The 16038-nt window shown below is 70.6% G+C and carries 13 protein-coding genes; all 13 read right to left on the bottom strand.

What is annotated here, in order from left to right:
- Positions 1–221 precede the first annotated feature (221 nt).
- The gene (locus tag ACZ60T_RS13995) at positions 222–707 is read right to left on the bottom strand and encodes an RrF2 family transcriptional regulator (protein ID WP_469666064.1); all 486 of its coding nucleotides are present in this window, start codon (positions 705–707) and stop codon (positions 222–224) included.
- 48 nt (positions 708–755) lie between these two features.
- Complete coding sequence (locus ACZ60T_RS13990; protein WP_469666062.1) at positions 756–2357, bottom strand: FAD-dependent oxidoreductase; 1602 nt, start codon at positions 2355–2357, stop codon at positions 756–758.
- Positions 2358–2362: 5 nt separating this feature from the next.
- Positions 2363–3178, bottom strand: a complete 816-nt coding sequence (locus ACZ60T_RS13985) for an arylamine N-acetyltransferase family protein (RefSeq protein WP_469666061.1) — start codon at positions 3176–3178, stop codon at positions 2363–2365.
- 209 nt (positions 3179–3387) lie between these two features.
- A complete protein-coding gene (locus tag ACZ60T_RS13980) occupies positions 3388–4158 on the bottom strand; it encodes a 2,3-dihydro-2,3-dihydroxybenzoate dehydrogenase (RefSeq protein ID WP_469666090.1) in 771 nt (256 codons plus the stop codon).
- Positions 4159–4232: 74 nt separating this feature from the next.
- Positions 4233–5408: a 3-deoxy-7-phosphoheptulonate synthase gene (locus tag ACZ60T_RS13975; protein WP_469666060.1), complete on the bottom strand. Its 1176-nt coding sequence runs from the start codon at positions 5406–5408 to the stop codon at positions 4233–4235.
- A 961-nt stretch (positions 5409–6369) separates the two neighbouring features.
- Positions 6370–7605: an IS701 family transposase gene (locus tag ACZ60T_RS13970; RefSeq protein WP_469666059.1), complete on the bottom strand. Its 1236-nt coding sequence runs from the start codon at positions 7603–7605 to the stop codon at positions 6370–6372.
- Between the two features lie 315 nt (positions 7606–7920).
- Entirely contained in the window at positions 7921–10026 is a 2106-nt protein-coding gene (locus ACZ60T_RS13965; RefSeq protein WP_469666058.1) for an AfsR/SARP family transcriptional regulator, read from the bottom strand.
- Positions 10027–10029: 3 nt separating this feature from the next.
- Positions 10030–10965: a helix-turn-helix domain-containing protein gene (locus tag ACZ60T_RS13960; RefSeq protein WP_365627338.1), complete on the bottom strand. Its 936-nt coding sequence runs from the start codon at positions 10963–10965 to the stop codon at positions 10030–10032.
- A gap of 185 nt (positions 10966–11150) precedes the next feature.
- Positions 11151–11441: a hypothetical protein gene (locus ACZ60T_RS13955; protein WP_469666056.1), complete on the bottom strand. Its 291-nt coding sequence runs from the start codon at positions 11439–11441 to the stop codon at positions 11151–11153.
- A gap of 71 nt (positions 11442–11512) precedes the next feature.
- Positions 11513–12748 carry an IS701 family transposase gene (locus ACZ60T_RS13950; protein WP_469666055.1) on the bottom strand — a complete coding sequence of 412 codons (1236 nt, stop codon included), beginning with the start codon at positions 12746–12748 and terminating at the stop codon, positions 11513–11515.
- Positions 12745–13836 carry a 3-dehydroquinate synthase family protein gene (locus ACZ60T_RS13945; protein ID WP_469666054.1) on the bottom strand — a complete coding sequence of 364 codons (1092 nt, stop codon included), beginning with the start codon at positions 13834–13836 and terminating at the stop codon, positions 12745–12747. The genes ACZ60T_RS13950 and ACZ60T_RS13945 overlap by 4 nt, the downstream gene beginning before the upstream one ends.
- 8 nt (positions 13837–13844) lie before the next feature.
- Positions 13845–15029 carry a chorismate synthase gene (gene aroC, locus ACZ60T_RS13940; RefSeq protein WP_469666053.1) on the bottom strand — a complete coding sequence of 395 codons (1185 nt, stop codon included), beginning with the start codon at positions 15027–15029 and terminating at the stop codon, positions 13845–13847.
- 98 nt (positions 15030–15127) lie between these two features.
- Complete coding sequence (locus ACZ60T_RS13935) at positions 15128–16000, bottom strand: class II aldolase/adducin family protein (RefSeq protein WP_469666052.1); 873 nt, start codon at positions 15998–16000, stop codon at positions 15128–15130.
- Positions 16001–16038 lie beyond the last annotated feature (38 nt).

The raw sequence follows: 16038 nt of genomic DNA, 5'->3' as shown, positions 1-16038 counted from the left end.
AACGCCAGGAGAAGTCCAGGACGCCGGCGCTGCGCCTGGACAGCGCTTGTGGCCGAAGACGGCATGACTGTGCCTTTCACTACGGGGTCGGAAACGACGCGCTAAACGCGCCAACTGCCGGAGACATGGCCCGGCGATTACGGGACGAGCCGTTGAGCGGTTTGAGCCCTTGTGCGGTGGAGCGGTTGTGCTGCTGGTTCTGGGGGCCTTGCTGGTTGGGGTTAGTTGTGGTTGAACCAGTGGTGTATGTGGTCGGGGGCTGTGGGGTTGGTCTGGCGTACGGTTTCGGCGAGGTCGGCGATGGTCTGTCCTGCCAGGCGGTGGCGCCAGGCCAGTTCCGCGGTGGAGAACGCCTGCGCGACCGTGCACGGAATACGGCGGGCCTCGGGACCGGTGATCCGGCCCGCAACACCCTGATGACGGATGCCCGTGCACAAGAACGCCTGCGCCTGGCCGTCGATAGCGACGGCCACGTCCATCAGACTGATCTCCTCAGGAACCCGGCTCAGACGGAACCCACCACGAGGACCAGGATGGGAGGAGACGATCCCGGCCCGTGCCAGCGCGTTCATCTGCTTGTTCAGGTAAGCCGGGGGCAAACCGTGGAACTCGGCCAGCTTCGCCACCGGCACCGCCCTGCCCTCAGGGACCCAGGACAGGATGATGCAACAGTGCACCGCCCATTCCACGCCCTCTCTCAGCTTCATGACCTGGACATTACGCATCAACGATGTCCACCAGAAGAGCCCACCCAGTTATCCGTCAACTCCCCGCCGACCCACACTGTCCTGGCTGTTCAGAACCGCTTTCAGCTCGGCTTCCAGGTGGCTGAGATCACCCTCGTGACCGTGCGCGGCAACGTGCCCGTCCGGCCGGACCAGCCAGAACCCACCACTGCGGCAGCCCGCCGCAACAGCGGCTTCACGCCGCCGCAGCACGACCGTTCGCAGCAACTCCTGATACCGGGCCGCGACATGACCGGCCTCCGCCCGCCAGGCCTGCGACGACGACGCCAACACCAGCGTCCACGCACCCGGATCCGTTCCCGGACCGCTGATGCCGTGCGCCAGGGCGTGACGCCGCGGGAACACCGCACCGTCCTTCAGGCCTCCAGGAACCCGGCCGCGGAGTTTGCAACCCGACAGCCCGGAGGGCCGCTGGGTGTCACGCACAGGCGGATAGGCGAGGCGGCGTCCGGCCATGACGGGGGTATAGAAGCGGGAGACGATGCCGGTGCGGTCGAGGAGTTTGAAGGTCATATCGCGGGCACGGACCTTGGCCCGGCTGTCCGCCACCCACGCCCTGGTCTGCAGGTCCGTATCCCGCAGGATCTGCCGGGTCGCCTCCGAACGCTCCACCCCGTAACTCTCCAACAGCGAGGCAGGGGAGGTGCCTTGGATGACGGCGGCGAGTTTCCAGCCCAGGTTCTGGGCGTCCTGCAGACCGTTGTTCATCCCCTGACCACCCGCCGGACTATGGACATGCGCGGCATCCCCGGCAAGGAACACCCGCCCCACCCGGAAATCAGTAGCACGACGCGCATGAACACGGAACACGGCCTGCCACACCGCCTCCGTCAACCGCACCCCACGCGGACCGCGGTCCTCCAAAATCTCCCGCATCATCTCCAGCGACACCTCATGCCGGCCCTGAGGCATCACCGACAAGAACCGGTACACACCCCCAGGCATCGGCACCACCACCAACGCCCCACTCGGCGCCTGATAGAACAAACACTCATCCCCAGGCAGTTCACCCTCGATCCGCGCATCAACCAACGCGAACGCCATCTCATACGTACTGCCCTGGAAACCGATACCGAGCTGCCCGCGCACCGCACTGCCCGCACCATCAGCACCCACCACAAACGGCGCCCGCACACGCTCCACACGACCATCACCATGCTCAACGACAGCCGTGACACCATCACTGGCCTCGAGATTCCCGGAGAAGTCCACACCCTCCAGAGCCAGGAGGCGCACCTCACGCTCCACCTTGCCACCCAGCTCAGCAAGACGCTCGGCCAGCAGCCGCTCAGTCACATGCTGCGGCAACACCCGACACGCAGTGTCCTCATCCAACGCAAAGGAAGCCAGGGGAGCACGCTCGGAGAAGTAACTCAGCCGACTGATGTGGACGGACTCACGCCGCACACCTTCGGCGAGCCCCGCATCCTCCAGAATGTCCAGGGCCCGAGGCCATACGGACAGTGCTTTAGGCGTGGTGGACGGGGCTTCGGCACGGTCGATGACCCGCACCCGAACCCCGCGCCGCAGCAGCTCAACCGCGGTCAGCAGCCCGGTCGGCCCGGCACCGACCACCAGAACATCGAAGTCTGTGTTCGTGTTCTTACTCATCAGTGTCATTCCGTCCGCACGCCCGCAGTGACGCCCCCCGCAGGCTCCCGGGGCAACCGCTCCAGACTGATACCGAAATACTCCTTGTACGCCGCGAACGCCTCCGCCTCACTCTCCAGCACCCGCCGCGAACGCTCCTCACCCGCAACCATGCTCACCTGCTTGTTGCCCTTCAACGTGACCAGCCCGTCAGCCGTGCGCACCGAGCAGAACAAGCCCTGCAGGAACGAGGAGTCAGGCGAAGTGCGGTACCACCACAGCGTCGGAGCGAAATCCTCGACCCGCACCGGACGGTCCGCCACCCGGTACAACGGCTTACCACCCAGATACACATCCACCACCCCCTCACCCACATCACGCAACTGATACTCACCATGCGGATCCACCTGCACCTCACGCGACGCCAGACGCAACGGGAAACGACTGTTACGCCCGAAACCCACATCCACCAGCCAGTCCTCACCCCCCGCCCTCACCCGCAACGCCAGATGCCCCTGGAACGGACCCAACAACCCACCAGGACGATGCACCCACCCCGGCAGAATCTCCACCTCATACCCCAACGCCGTCAGCAAGAACGACAACGCCGGATTCACCTCAAAACAACCACCACCCCGATTCCCATACACGATCTTCTCCAGGACACGCTCATCCATGAAGATCTCCTCATCCAGGTGATAGCCCAGATTCTCGAACGGCACCGACAACAGATGACGCTCCATCACATGCCGCAACCCCGCCACATCCGCACACCCCGGCCGCACCGCACCGATCCGCGCCAGATAGTCCTCCACCAACCCATCCGCCAGAACCTTCACCACAACCAACACCCCTCTCCGGAACTCACAGACACTGGCAACGCAACAGCGCCAGACCCATCGCTGCGATGTTCCAAGGCGCTCGGCCAGGCGGCAAAGCCCAGTTGCCGAACCCGTCAGGTCTTCGGGGAGTACGTCAGATGGCGGCCGGCTCCGGTTGGTTGTCACCGGGGCCGGCCGCCGGGCGGTCGACGTTACGTTCGGGGCTTCTCCTACGCGCCGAGTGCGGCGCCGCCGTCGACGGTCAGGGTGTGGAGGGTGATGTGTGAGGCCTGGTCGGAGAGGAGGAAGGCGACCGCGTTGGCCACGTCGGTCGGCTGGGCGAGTTTGCCCAGCGGGATACCGACACGGAACGCGTCGAGGTTGCCGGTGAGAGTGGCACGCGGGCCGGACTCGTCGTGCCACATCGAGCTGAGCATCGGCGTGTCCGTGGAACCAGGGGCGACGATGTTGCAGCGGATCCCGTGCCGGGCCACCTCAAGCCCCAGACTCTTGGTGAACATCTCCGCCGCCGCCTTCGACGCCGCGTACGCCGCCATCCCCGAACGCGGCGTCGCGGCAGCATTGGACGCCACCGTCACCACCGCACCACACCGCCGCGGCACCATACGCCCCACCACAGCACGCGACAGATGGAACACACCCGTGGTGTTCACCGCGAACGTACTGTTCCAGTCGTCATCACTGAAACTGCTCACCTCCCCCAACCGCAGCACACCAGCCGCATTGACCAGGTAATCGATCGGACCCAGACACCGCTCCACCTCACCGACCAGCGCCTCCACCGCCGCACTGTCCGACACATCCGCCGCGAACCCCACCACCGGCAGGTCGTCGACGCCGAGTTTGGCCACCACCTCCTCGAGCTGGGCGGCGTCGCGGTCGACCGCCGCCACCGCAATACCCCGCTCCCCCAGGACGCGGGCCACGGCGGCGCCGATGCCACCGGCCGCGCCGGTCACCAGGGCCAACTTCTTCTCCAGTCCGTTCTCCATTCGTGCCTCTCCTTCACATGCCACATGTCATACGGACAGGGACGTGCGCTGTGCTTCGGGGGTCACTGATGCCAGGCGGACACCACCGAGACGGCCTGGCTGACGTTGAGTCGGGGGTCGCAGAAGCTCTGGTAGGAGTCGCCGACCAGGTCGGCCATGCGCGCGTCGGGGACACACTCCATGACCGAGTCCGGCGTGGTCTCCAGATGCAGGCCGCCGGCCACACCACCGTGCTGTACGACCGCGTGGTGGAAGGCCGCGACCTCGCGTTCGGCGGACTCCACGTAACGGGTCTTGAACCCACCAGGCGTCGTCACGGTGTTGGCGTGCAGCGGGTCGGTGAGCCAGACGGCGGGGTGCCCGGCGTCGCGAACCGCTTCCACCAGCGGGGGCAAGGCATCGGCCACCTTGTCGGCGCCCATGCGCGCGATGAGGGTGAGCCGCCCCGGTTCCCGCCGCGGGTCCAGTCGGCGGCACAGCTCCAGCAGGTCCTCGGCGGTGGTAGTGGGGCCCACCTTGCAGGCCACCGGGTTGACCACACCGGCCAGCAGCGCGACATGTGCGCCGTCGGGCTGCCGGGTGCGCTCCCCGATCCACGGCCAGTGCGTCGAGGACAGCAGCAGCCCGTCCTCCGCTTGCCGCAGCAGCGGGACCTCGTAGTCGAGCAACAACGCCTCGTGGCTGGTCCATACCGCCGGGTCGATGTGTCCGTCCGGCGAGGTCCGGTGCCAGCCGAGGTGACGCATGATGTCGTCGGCCGCCATGTAACCGGTGACCAGGCGTAGGGGGTCCGGGCGGCGGCTGTCCGGGGAGGGGTGAGGGTCGTTGACCATGTGGCCCCGGTAGACCGGTAGTTCACAGCCATCGATCTGCTCGGTGGGGCGAGAGCGCGGCTTGCCGAACTGCCCGGCGATACGGCCCACCCGGATCACCGGCTTCCCGGTGATGAGCCGAAGCGATCCGGCCAGCAGGTCCAGTACGGCGGTCTTGCGGGCCACGTCCCCGGGGGTGCACTCGGCGGGGTCCTCCGCGCAGTCCCCGGCCTGCACCACCAGGGCCTCTCCGGCCGCCACCTGCGCCAGTTGACGCCGCAGCAGGCACACGTCCTCGGCACGCACCAACGCGGGCCGAGCCGAGAGGTCCGAGCGGATGCGCCGTAACTGGGCCTGGTCTTCCCAGTCCGGCTGCTGGGCGGCTGTCGTGGGGTCGATGTCGATGTCGAGTAGCAGGTTCTCCATGGATGTCTCCAGACGAAGAAGCGACGACGACGCGGCGTGGGCCGCTGTGTGTGGACAGATGGAGTGGTGACCGGTGCAGAGACGGTGCAGTGTCGTAGTGACAGGTGAAGTGTGTAGTGACAGGTGTAGTCGCAGGGGCGGTGACAAGTGGAATCAGGGTCGCGGAGCCGGGTGGTGCGGTCATGCGCCCTCGACAGCGGCGTCACGGGCGCGGCGCCCAGCCCACCTCGTCAACAGCAAGGGAACTGGGAGAACTTGGGGATGGTGACGACCTCGGCAGTGGCGAACCCGCCCCTGGCGAAATGCCGTGACTCAAGCGGTCAGGGCATCAATGAAGGCGTGGGGCAGCATCCGTTCGATGCTGCTGTCGCCGAAGCCGCCGACGAACCACGGCAGTTGGCGGGTTCCGAACCAGAACGGCGAGGTCACCTCGCATGGGGCGCCCACTGGGGCGGGGAACACCCGGCGGGTGAACTGCCGGGCCGTGGAAGGAGACGTCACTGAAGCGCGCGGGCGGGCGGACACCGCGCCTGGGCATCCGAGGGCGCGGGCACGCGCGTAGATGTAGGAGTGAGCGTGGCACAGGGCAACGCGGTGCGACGGAAGCGTGCGGGACGCCTCGGAGCGCGGTGACGGCCACGGCGGCGGTGCGTGAACCGGCCACCAGCCCGCCGGAGGTACGCACCACGACCCGGGAACCGGACGCGCTGCGGAGGCGGGGCGCGGCCCTTGTGACGGCGGGCGCGCCGCGCCTGTCCGCCTGCGGCTGGCTGGTCATGCGAACTCCTCGCACACGTGGACGGCCTGGTCCGCCGATCGTGTGCCTGGAGTTCCGTGGTCACCAAAACAAGCCAAAGCAATCCGTCAGCTTGGTGGCCGGATCGGCACCATAGCTGACGCAACGGCCCGTACTGTGGCTGACAGTCGCCTGTCGGGGCCTTACACTGCGCCGCCCCGGCGCTCAGGAGGCCCTGGCGACCTCCCTCACGGACCTGGCCGTGCCGGAGAGCATCGCGATGGCGTGTGCGGCCGAGGCGAGGGTGACGTGACGGTGCCAGCCGCTGTAGGAGCGGCCGGAGAAGTCCCTGATGCCGACCCGGTCGGCGATCCGAGTGAAGTCCCGGTCGACGCGGCGGGTGAGCCGGGTCAGACGGAGCAGGTGCGCGGGGTGCAGGTCGGCGATGTCCGTGAGCCACAGCTCGGCCGGCCAGCGCCCGCCGTTCTCGCCGACGCCGAGCAGCCGCAGGTCACGGGACCGGGCGGGCCGCCGTACGGGGTGCTGGGACAGGCGAACCTGAACGGTCGCGGTCAGCCCGGTGTACACGGCGTCGGCGGTCGAGCCGGGGTACCGCACGATGACCGGCTGACACAACGGGCGGGCCACAAGCATGAGTTGACGTGCCGTCATCTCCATGCCGCCCCCGGTGTACGGCATGCCCAGGTCCACGGCGGACAGCCGCAGGTCGGCGGCGACGCGCAGCAGCATCGGAGCACCGGCGGTCCGCAACCTGCGTACGGTGTCGGTGACATCGGCCTCGCGGGCGTCCATGACCACCGGGCGCACCGGAAGGCCCCAGTCCCGGGTGATGTCGAGGTAGGCCGCTACGCCCGCCTGGTCGAGGGTCTCAGGTCGCAGGGTCTCGGGAATCGCGGCCTGCCGACGGCGGGTCTCGTCCTCCAGCCAGGTCTCGGGCAGGTGCAGGCGCCAGTTTACGGGCGTGCTGTGCTCGTCGGAAGCCGCCCAAACACCCACGGCCTGCTGGGCGTTCATCACCTGGCCGCGGCTCCGGAAGAAGTGACGGTCCACGCCTACGGAGTTGTCGCCCGCCTTGGGGATCACCATCGGCCGCAGGACGTACGCGCGGGCCGGGGAGAGCTTCTCGAGGTGGCGGGCCAGGGCGCGGCGGACCGGCTCCCAGTCCCAGGTGGAGCCGCTGATGAAGTGATGCAGGCTCTGCTCGGCCGCCTCGCCTCCGAACAGCGAGGAGATGTTACGGATGGACTTGCGTCCCTCGGCTTCGAGCAGCCCCTGGACGTACTCAACGCCCTTGCGTCGCTGGTCGCTGCGCGGCAGAGAGGTGAAGAGCACCGAGGCCAGCTCCTCCAGGATCCCCTCCTGGACCGTCTCCCGTGCCGTCTCCGGTGCGGGGCAGGGCACCTCGTGATCGCGTATACGCGTGTGCGCCTTGGTCTGCATCCCGTTCACCTCACTTGCTCGGCCGGGCGACGACTCCACGCCGTCCGGTGGTGTCAGCAGCTTCCGTGCGGCCGACCAAGGACCGACCAAGGCGTGGAAAACACGCAGGTCAGGGGTGGGGTTCGGGTGATCGGTCCGGCCGTCGGCAGAGAGGGGCGCGGAGGGCACGCCAGGTCAGGCATCGGCAACGGCGCTGCGAGGAACGCGACTTGGGCTACGCGCGCATGCGGAGTCGCCAGGGCGAGCAGCTCGTCCAGCGGGTCAAGGGTTCCGCGGTCGTGCACGTCGACGCGCACGACCGCGGATCTCTCGTTCCTAGCCCGCCGCGGTCAGAACGCTCGCCGTGGATCGGCGCACGCGGTGGGTGGTGTCCTTCGTGGGCGCGGCGTGGAGTTCGGCGTCGTCGGGCGAGGGGAAGACCAGACGGATCAGTTCCGGTATGCGGTAGTCAGGGGTGGCGGCGCTTGTCGTGTGACTTGCCGTCAACACGACGTGATGATCGAGGAGTTGACCCAGTACGGACTGTACTGACCACATGTCCCCGCCCAGCAGTTGCCGGGCCTTGGCGATGTCGAAGGTGTCGGGGCCGGCCGAGGCCAGGGCGGACAGGGAGCGGTGCAGGGACTGGGGCAGTCGGGCGACCGCGCCGGACGCTCGTGCGAGGACGTCGCAGGCCTCGTCGTGCAACTCCGCTGCCAGATGGCCGTCGTTGGTCAGTCCGCGGGCCAGGTCCGGCAGTGTCCACATCGGGCGTGCCGCGAACTTCTCGCCCACCGTGCGCAGGGTCAGGGGGAAGTTGCCCATCAGCCCGGTCACCCGCGTCAGCAGATCACGGTCGCCCGCGAGGCGTTCCTGACCGGCCAGCCGCGTGAAGAACTCGGTGGCGTCGGCGGGTGAGAGCGGGTCGAGCGACAGGGTGCGGGCGCCGGGCAGGCCGGGCAGGCGGACGCGGGAGGTCACCAGGGCGATGCTGTGGCCGTCGGCGGGCAGCAGCGGCAGCACCTGGTCGGTGCTCGCGGCGTCGTCCAGCATGACCAGCAGCGAGCGACCGGAGCTGGCGGCACGGAACATCCCGGAGAGTTCGTCGGTGTCCTCGGGCAGCCGTCCCGTGTCCAGGCCGAGGCCCCGCAGCAGGGTGCCCAAGGCCGCCGCGGCCTGGCGGGGGTGGTCCTGGGCGTCGTGCAGGCGGGTGTAGAGCGTTCCGTCCGGGAAGTGTGCGGCCAGTTGGTGCGCGGTGTGCACGGCGAGCGCGGTCTTGCCCACTCCGGCCGGGCCCAGGACCACCAGCACACGGGGTCCGGGTGCGCTGATCCGCCGCGGGCTGTCGTCCGACTCCGTACCGGTCGGCGCCATGAGCGCGGCAAGCCGTGCGGTCTCGGCGACGCGGCCGGTGAAGTCCGGGATGTCCAGCGGGAGTTGGCGTGGGGCGACGGCGGTCGCGGGCGCTGCTCCGAGCGGGTGCTCCGGGGGCACCGGGGCCGTGTGGACCATCGTCTCGTCCGGGGCGATCTGCGGCAGCGCCTCGTTGAGCACGTCCTGTTGGAGCTTCTGCAGCCGCTCGGACGGCTCGATGCCCAGTTCGTCGACGAGTCGGCGGCGCAGCCGGGTGAACGCCTCCAGGGCCGTGGCCCGTTGCCCGGAGTGATGGGCGGCGAGCATCAGGTGGGCGGCGAACTCCTCGTTGAGTGGATGGTCGGCGGTGAGCTGGAGCAACTCCCCCACCACGTCGCGGTGTCGGCCCAGTTGCAGGTCCGCCGTGATCCGCAGCTCAAGGGCGTTGAGCCGGGCCTCGGCGATCTGCGCGATCTGCGCCGCGAGCATCGGCCCGGCCTCGAGACCGGCGAACGGCTCGCCCCGCCACAGCGCGAGCGCGTCGCGCAGCAGCGAGGCCGCGGTGGGCGGGTCGCCCTCGCTCAGGGCGGTGCGCGCCCGGACGACCGCGTGCTCGAACTCCCACAGGTCCAGCTCCCCCGGCCGCAGGTCGATCCGGTAGCCGCCGGGTGCGGTGTGCACCCGCTCGTGGGGGTCGGCGGGGCATCTGAGCGCCTTGCGTATCTGGTAGACGTACGTCTGCACCGTCTTGCGGGCCAGGCGCGGCGGGTCGGCCTCCCACAGTTCCTCGATGAGCGTCGATGTGGAGGCCAGGCGGTTGGCGTTGAGCAGCAGCAGCGCCAGGGCGCGCCGCGCCATGGGTGCGGTGGGGGTGCGGTCCTCTCCCTGGGCGTGGACCTCGAGCGGTCCGAGCACCCCGATCCGCAGCGCGCCGACCGGTGCCGTTGCGTTCATGGCGGTGTGTTCCTTCCTGTCCCGCTCGTCGCGTGGTGGGCTGTGGTGGCCGCCAGGGGCGGGAACGGGATCCGCGGGATCGAGCGTGCGGGTCGTCGTCGCCGCGGTGCCCCTGCCGAGATCGGTGCCGGTCATGAACTACCCCCGTTCCCTGCGGTATTCGCTGGGTGTGGTGCCGTATCGGTCGCGGAAGAGCCGGCTGAAGTGGGAGGCCCCGTAGAGTCCCGAGCGCTCCCCGATGAGTGCGACGGGCAGGTGGTCGAGGGACGGGTCGGCGAGTTCGGCGCGGCAGCGGGCCAGCCGTTCGTCGCGGATCCACCGGGCCGGGCTGCTGCCGTACTCCTGGAAGACCTTCTGGAGATAGCGCAGCGAGACGTTGTGCTCGCGGGCGATGGTCACCGGGCTGAGTCCGGGTTCCGGGAGCCGCTGGCGGACGTAGGCCTGGATCTGGAGCATCAGCGCCTGCCGGGCGATCTGTGCGTCCTCGGCGACTTCGCGCATGCGCTCGGCGAACAGGGCCGCGGTGAGCCCGGCGACGCTGCCGCCGAGGAGGTCCACCGCGGTCTCGACCTCGGTGCCGTGTCGGCCGATCCCCTCCAGCAGGGAGGACAGCAGGGCGGCCAGGCCCTCGGTGCCCGTCCAGGGCCTCGCCGTCATGCGGTCGGCCTCGGTGGTGGTGAGGCCGACCAGCCGGTGGGGCACCGTGACATCCACCAGCCGGAAGTCCTCGGGCATGATCACCCGGTACGGGCGGGTGCTGTCGTAGCAGATGAGTTGCGGGGCGCGTACGGTGCCGTGGCGGCCGTCCTGGAAGGCCCAGACCTCGCCGGTCAACGGCCTCAGCAGGCGCAGGCAGCCCGCCGTACGCGCGTCGATCAGCCGTGCCGGGCGGACCAGTTCACCGGGTCCGCCGCTGACCAGGGTCACCCGGACCCCGCCGAACTGATGGGTCGTGGTGATTCCGTGGAGCGGCTCGTCGTGTTCCCTGACGGTCTGCACTCCCCCGCGGCCGGAAGGTGCGGGCGTGTCCACGAGCAGCGTTCCGGCGAGCTTGCGTTCATCGAGGCGTGGCACTGCGGTGACCTCCGTTCATGCGTGGGGACGAAGCGACCGTCGAGCGGGCTCTCCCTCACCTCACACCATGAAAACATACCCGCGTGCCGGTATGACTCTTGTATCGGAAACTTCGATGGGACGGACGGATCGGAGGGGGCGCGAACCTCGCGACGGTCCGCGCCCGCCACGACGCATGTGCCCCGCTACGACGCATCCGCACAGGCAAGCCCCGCCACGACGCATGCGCACAGGCAAGCGCCCGGCGCCGCACCGGTCGCCGTCAGCGTCCGGTGCAGCGCCGGGAGGTCCTCGGTGGACGTCCGGGCGACGGTCCGCTCCATCTGCCGCACAGGGCAGCCCCGTTGACGGGCCGGGACGTCCTGCGGCACGGGGACGGTGGTGTCGTCCACGCGCGCGAGCCGGTGGCCGTCCCGGCGCACAGCCAGGTGGTCCAGCCTCCGGTGACCGACCGGGGAACTCGCCTCATGGCTCACACCCTCCCGCGGTCACGCCCGAAGGCGCCGTCATGGGCGCACTCCTCGGACGAGCCCACGCCTCGTACGGCTCATACGACATGGATCAGCGATCGAGGCTCGGCCGCGGACCGGCCGCGCCCGAGAAGGGCGGCGGCGTGGGCGGCGGAGGCGAGTGTGATGTGCCGGTGCCAGCCCGCGAAGGTGGGCCCCTCGAAGTCGTACAGACCCACCCGCCGCCCCGTACGGGTCACATCGCGCGCCACGCGGGCGGGCGTGGCCGCCAGCCGGACCAGCGCCGCCACCGGGGTGTCGACGAGGTCGGTGAGCCAGTAGGCCGCGTCCTGGCGGGAGTTGGGGTCCTTCTGTGCCAGCAGGACCTGGCGCTGCCGCGGGCCGGGAGGCGCGTCGGCCGCCCGGCAGGCCAGCCGGGCCACCTCCCGTACGCCTGTCGGACCGGGGGCGGGTACGCGGCTCCAGCGGCCCGCGGGCCGACCGGCCGCCAACTGCCGGGCCGTGGCCAGGGTTCCGACGGTTCGGCCGTCGGGGCCGAGCGGGGCCAGCAGTTGGGAGGCGCTGATACGCAACAGGTAGGGGATGCCCGCCGCGGCGAGCCGCCCGGCGACCCGGCCGGCCCCGGCCTGCCGGGCGTCCAGCAGAACCGGCGGTTGCGCCGGGCCGGTGGCACGTGCGGCGGTGAGGAGCAGCGCGAGCCCGGCCTCCGCCTCGTCCACGACGACGGCGTCCTCGGGGATGCCCGCCTGGCGGCGCAGCCGAAGGTCGTCGAGCCAGCGGGTGGTGAGCCGCAGATGCCAGTCGACGGGGTATCCGCCCCGCGCCGTGGCGGCCCAAAGCCCCACCGCGCGCTGGGCGTTGAGGGGCCGTCCGGTGCGCGGGTCGGCGAAGTAGTCGGTCCCGACCCCGGTACGGCCGGTGCGCGGGGTGGTCGCGGTGTGCACCACCCAGGCCGCGGGGGGCGCGAGTGCGAGCATGTGCTCGGCCAGGGCGTCGCGCAGGGGGCGCCACGGCCAAGTCGACTCACTCACCAGGTGGTTCAGTCGCTGTACGTCGGCCGGTATCCCGGTCCGCGCGGCGACGGCGCGCATGCTCGTACGGCCGGTCGCCGCGAGCAGGCCCCGGATGTACGACTCGCCGCCGCGCCGCTGGTCCCGCCTCGGCAGCGGTGCGAGGACGCGCTGGACGAGTGCGTCGACCGCTTCGCCCTCCGCCCCGTCCGGTCCGCCTCCGTCCATGAAGACCGGGACGGGGGCGGTGGGGCGCGCTTCCGGCGCGACGGTGGCCGTAGCGGTGGCGGTGGCGGTGTTCACGAAGCCACCTGAAGGTACGCGGCGTGCAGCAGCTCGGCGGCGGGGTTCTCCAGGAGTCCCGGGTGGCCCGGCGCGTCCAGGACGACGAAGCTCAGCCGTCGGGCGCGGGTGTCGCCGTCCGTGGTCAGTGAGGCGTTCAGCCGCTCCCAGGCGTGTCGCGGATGGGTGGTCGGCAGTCCGAGCGCCCGCAGCACGTCGCGGTGGCGTGCCACGTGATGGTCGGCCAACCGCCCGGCCTGGTGGGCGAGTTCGGCGGCGTACACCATGCCGATGGACACGGCGTGGCTGTGCCGGATCCGGTAGCCCTGGGTGTGCTCGAGGGCATGGCCCAGGGTGTGGCCGTAGTCGAGGAACCCCCGTGTGCCGTGGGTGAGGGTGGCTCTGAGGTGTATGGACCGCTCGACGAGGTGGGCGGTCAGATCGCTCGCCGGGTCGGTGGCCGCCGCCGGGTCCGCCTCGATCAGGTCCAGGAGGGCGGGGTCGGTGAGCAGCGCGGTCTTGACGACTTCGGCCAGGCCGCCGACGTGGTCGGCGTGCGGCACCGTACGCAGCAGGTCGAGGTCGCACACGACACCGGCCGGTTCGTGGTGGGCGCTGACCAGGTTCTTGCCCTGGGGGATGTTCAGGGCGCCGCGGCCACCGTCGGCGGCGCCGACCATGCCGAGCAGGGTGGAGGGTGCCAGGACGAGGCGGATGCCGCCCTGCCAGGTGGCCGCGAGGAGGCCCGCGAGGTCGGCGGTGGCGCCGCCGCCGAGGGCGACGACGGCATCGGAGCGGGTCAGCCCCGCCTGGGCCAGACAGGTCCACAGATAGACGAGGACTCCGGCGTCCTTGGCGTGCTCGCCGACGGGCACCGGCAGCGGTACCACTTGACGGCCGTGCCGTTCGAGTTCACCGGTGACGTGGCGGGCGGCTGCCGCCAGGGCGGGCGGGTGGACCAGCGCCACCTTCACCGCGTGCTCGCCCAGCAGGCGGTCGATGTGGGCGTCGAGGCCGTGGCCGACGATCACGGGATACGGCGCGGTGCCGGTCTCCTGCGGGGCGGCGGGCGCGGACACCGGGCGGCTGGTGGAGGACGAAAGGGTCATGGAACACCTCATTTGACGGCCAGATGGGTCAGATAGCTGCGGTGGTTGCGGGTGGTCTCGGTGACGCTGTCCCCGCCGAACTTCTCCAGCGCCGCGTCCGCGACGACCAGCGCGGTGACGGCCTGGGCGACGACGGCCGCGGCCGGTACCGCGCACACGTCGGAGCGCTGGTGGTGGGCGACGGTGCTCTCGCCGCTGGCCACGTCCACGGTGGCCAGCGCGCGGGGCACGGTGGCGATCGGCTTCATCGCCGCGCGCACCCGGAGCACCTCGCCCGTCGAGATGCCGCCCTCCACTCCGCCGGAGCGGCCGGTGGCGCGGCGCAGCCCGTCCGCGCCGGGCAGGATCTCGTCGTGCGCCAGGGAACCGGGTACGTCGGCGAGGGCGAAGCCGTCGCCGAACTCGACGCCCTTGATGGCCTGGACGCCCATGAGCGCACCGGCCAGACGGGCGTCCAGGCGGCGGTCCCAGTGCACATGGGAGCCGAGGCCCGGTGGCAGCCCGTGCACCAGGACCTCCACGACCCCGCCGAGGGTGTCCCCGGCGCGGTGCGCGCGGTCGATCGCGGCGACCATGGCGGCCGATGCCCCGGGATCGAAGCAGCGCACCGGGTCGGCGTCGAGCCGTGCGGTGTCGTCGGGTCCGGGCAGCTCGGTACCGGGAGAGCGCTGTCCGCCCAGGGCGACGACATGGCTGACGAGCCTGATGCCGTAGGCCTGGTGGAGGAAGGACGCGGCGAGGTGGCCGAGGGCGACCCGGGCGGCGGTCTCCCGCGCGCTGGCCCGCTCCAGTACCGGCCGCGCGTCGTCGAATCCGTACTTCTGCATCCCGGCCAGGTCGGCGTGGCCGGGGCGGGGGCGGGTCAGGGGCGCGTTGCGGGCCTGACCGGCGAGGACCTCGGCGGGTACGGGGTCACCGGCCATCACCGTCTGCCACTTGGGCCATTCGGTGTTGGCGATACGGACGGCGACCGGGCTGCCGAGGGTGCGGCCGTGGCGCACTCCCCCGGCGAAGGTGACCTCGTCGCGTTCGAACTTCATCCGGGCGCCCCGGCCGTGCCCCAGGCGGCGGCGGGCGAGGGCGTCGGCGATGTCGCCGGTGGACGTGTGCACACCGGCGGGCAGGCCTTCGAGCACGGCGGTCAGGGCCGGTCCGTGCGACTCGCCGGCGGTGAGCCATCGCAGGGTGGACATGCGCCTCCTTGTCGGGGTGGGAGTGAGTGGCCGGGTCGAGGTGCAGTGAGTGGCCGGGGTGGAGTGGGTGAGCGGCCGGGTCGGGGCGTGCGGGCCGGCTACTCCTGGAGCAGGTCGGGCTGTTCGGCGACGATCTCGTCCCAGAGCAACTGGAAGCTGAAATGGCCCAGTTGCTCGTCACCGAAGCCTTCGCGGGCGGCGAGCGCCTGCCCGTGGCTGAGGGTCTGCGGGGTACCGGCGGCCTGGGCCAGCAACTGCACCTGGGCGCAACTGTCGTAGGTCAGGAACCAGTGCACCGCCTCGTCCAGGGAGCCTCCTACGGTGATCAGCCCGTGGTGGCGCAGCAGGACGGCCCGGTTGTCACCGAGGTGGTGTGCGATGTCGCGGCCCTGGTCGAGGGAGACGGAGGGGCCCTCGTAGTCCCCGTAGAGCACCTGGCGGCCGTAGAAGGCGGCGGACTCCTGGTCGATGGGATCCAGCAGGCGGCCGAGGGCGCCGAGGGCGCGGGAGTGGGGGGTGTGGCCGTGGGCGGCTGCGACGGCGCGCGGGTGCAGCGCGTGGATCTGGGAGTGGATGACGAACGCGCTGGGGTTGACGGGGTGGTGGCCGCTGACCACCCGGCCGGTGCTGTCCACGCAGATCAGGTCGGCGACGCGGACCTGCTTGAAGGAGACGCCGAAGGGGTTGGTCCAGAAGCGGTCCTCGTGTTCGGGGTCGCGCACGGAGATGTGCCCGGAGATCCCTTCCCCGAAGCCGTACTTGCCGAACAGCCGTACGGCGGCGGCCAGTCGCTGTTTGCGGTGGCGACGGGACTCCTCGTGCGTGGCGAAGTGCGGTTCGGCGGGGATGGGCAATCCGGTCGCGGTGTCGGCCAGATGGGGCGGGCGGGGCTCGGTTAGGGGGCCGGGTATCGCGTGGGGCTCGATGACGGTGCCGGGTGTCGCACTGGGTTCCGTGATGATCGTGGTCATCGGGGTGACGTCTCCTTCCTGGTGCCGTGCTGTGCCCT

It is taken from the genome of Streptomyces sp. NPDC104371 (assembly GCF_055583785.1).
This window is presented reverse-complemented; position numbering and strand designations above follow the sequence as displayed.

What these genes read in the sequence shown, in the direction of transcription:
- ACZ60T_RS13990 (WP_469666062.1), bottom strand. Translation starts at nt 2,357, where the DNA reads ATGAGTAAGAACACGAACACAGACTTCGATGTTCTGGTGGTCGGTGCC.
- ACZ60T_RS13970 (WP_469666059.1), bottom strand. Translation starts at nt 7,605, where the DNA reads ATGCAGACCAAGGCGCACACGCGTATACGCGATCACGAGGTGCCCTGC.
- ACZ60T_RS13945 (WP_469666054.1), bottom strand. Translation starts at nt 13,836, where the DNA reads ATGACCCTTTCGTCCTCCACCAGCCGCCCGGTGTCCGCGCCCGCCGCC.
- ACZ60T_RS13935 (WP_469666052.1), bottom strand. Translation starts at nt 16,000, where the DNA reads ATGACCACGATCATCACGGAACCCAGTGCGACACCCGGCACCGTCATC.
- ACZ60T_RS13965 (WP_469666058.1), bottom strand. Translation starts at nt 10,026, where the DNA reads ATGACCGGCACCGATCTCGGCAGGGGCACCGCGGCGACGACGACCCGC.
- aroC (WP_469666053.1), bottom strand. Translation starts at nt 15,029, where the DNA reads ATGTCCACCCTGCGATGGCTCACCGCCGGCGAGTCGCACGGACCGGCC.
- ACZ60T_RS13975 (WP_469666060.1), bottom strand. Translation starts at nt 5,408, where the DNA reads ATGGAGAACCTGCTACTCGACATCGACATCGACCCCACGACAGCCGCC.
- ACZ60T_RS13995 (WP_469666064.1), bottom strand. Translation starts at nt 707, where the DNA reads ATGAAGCTGAGAGAGGGCGTGGAATGGGCGGTGCACTGTTGCATCATC.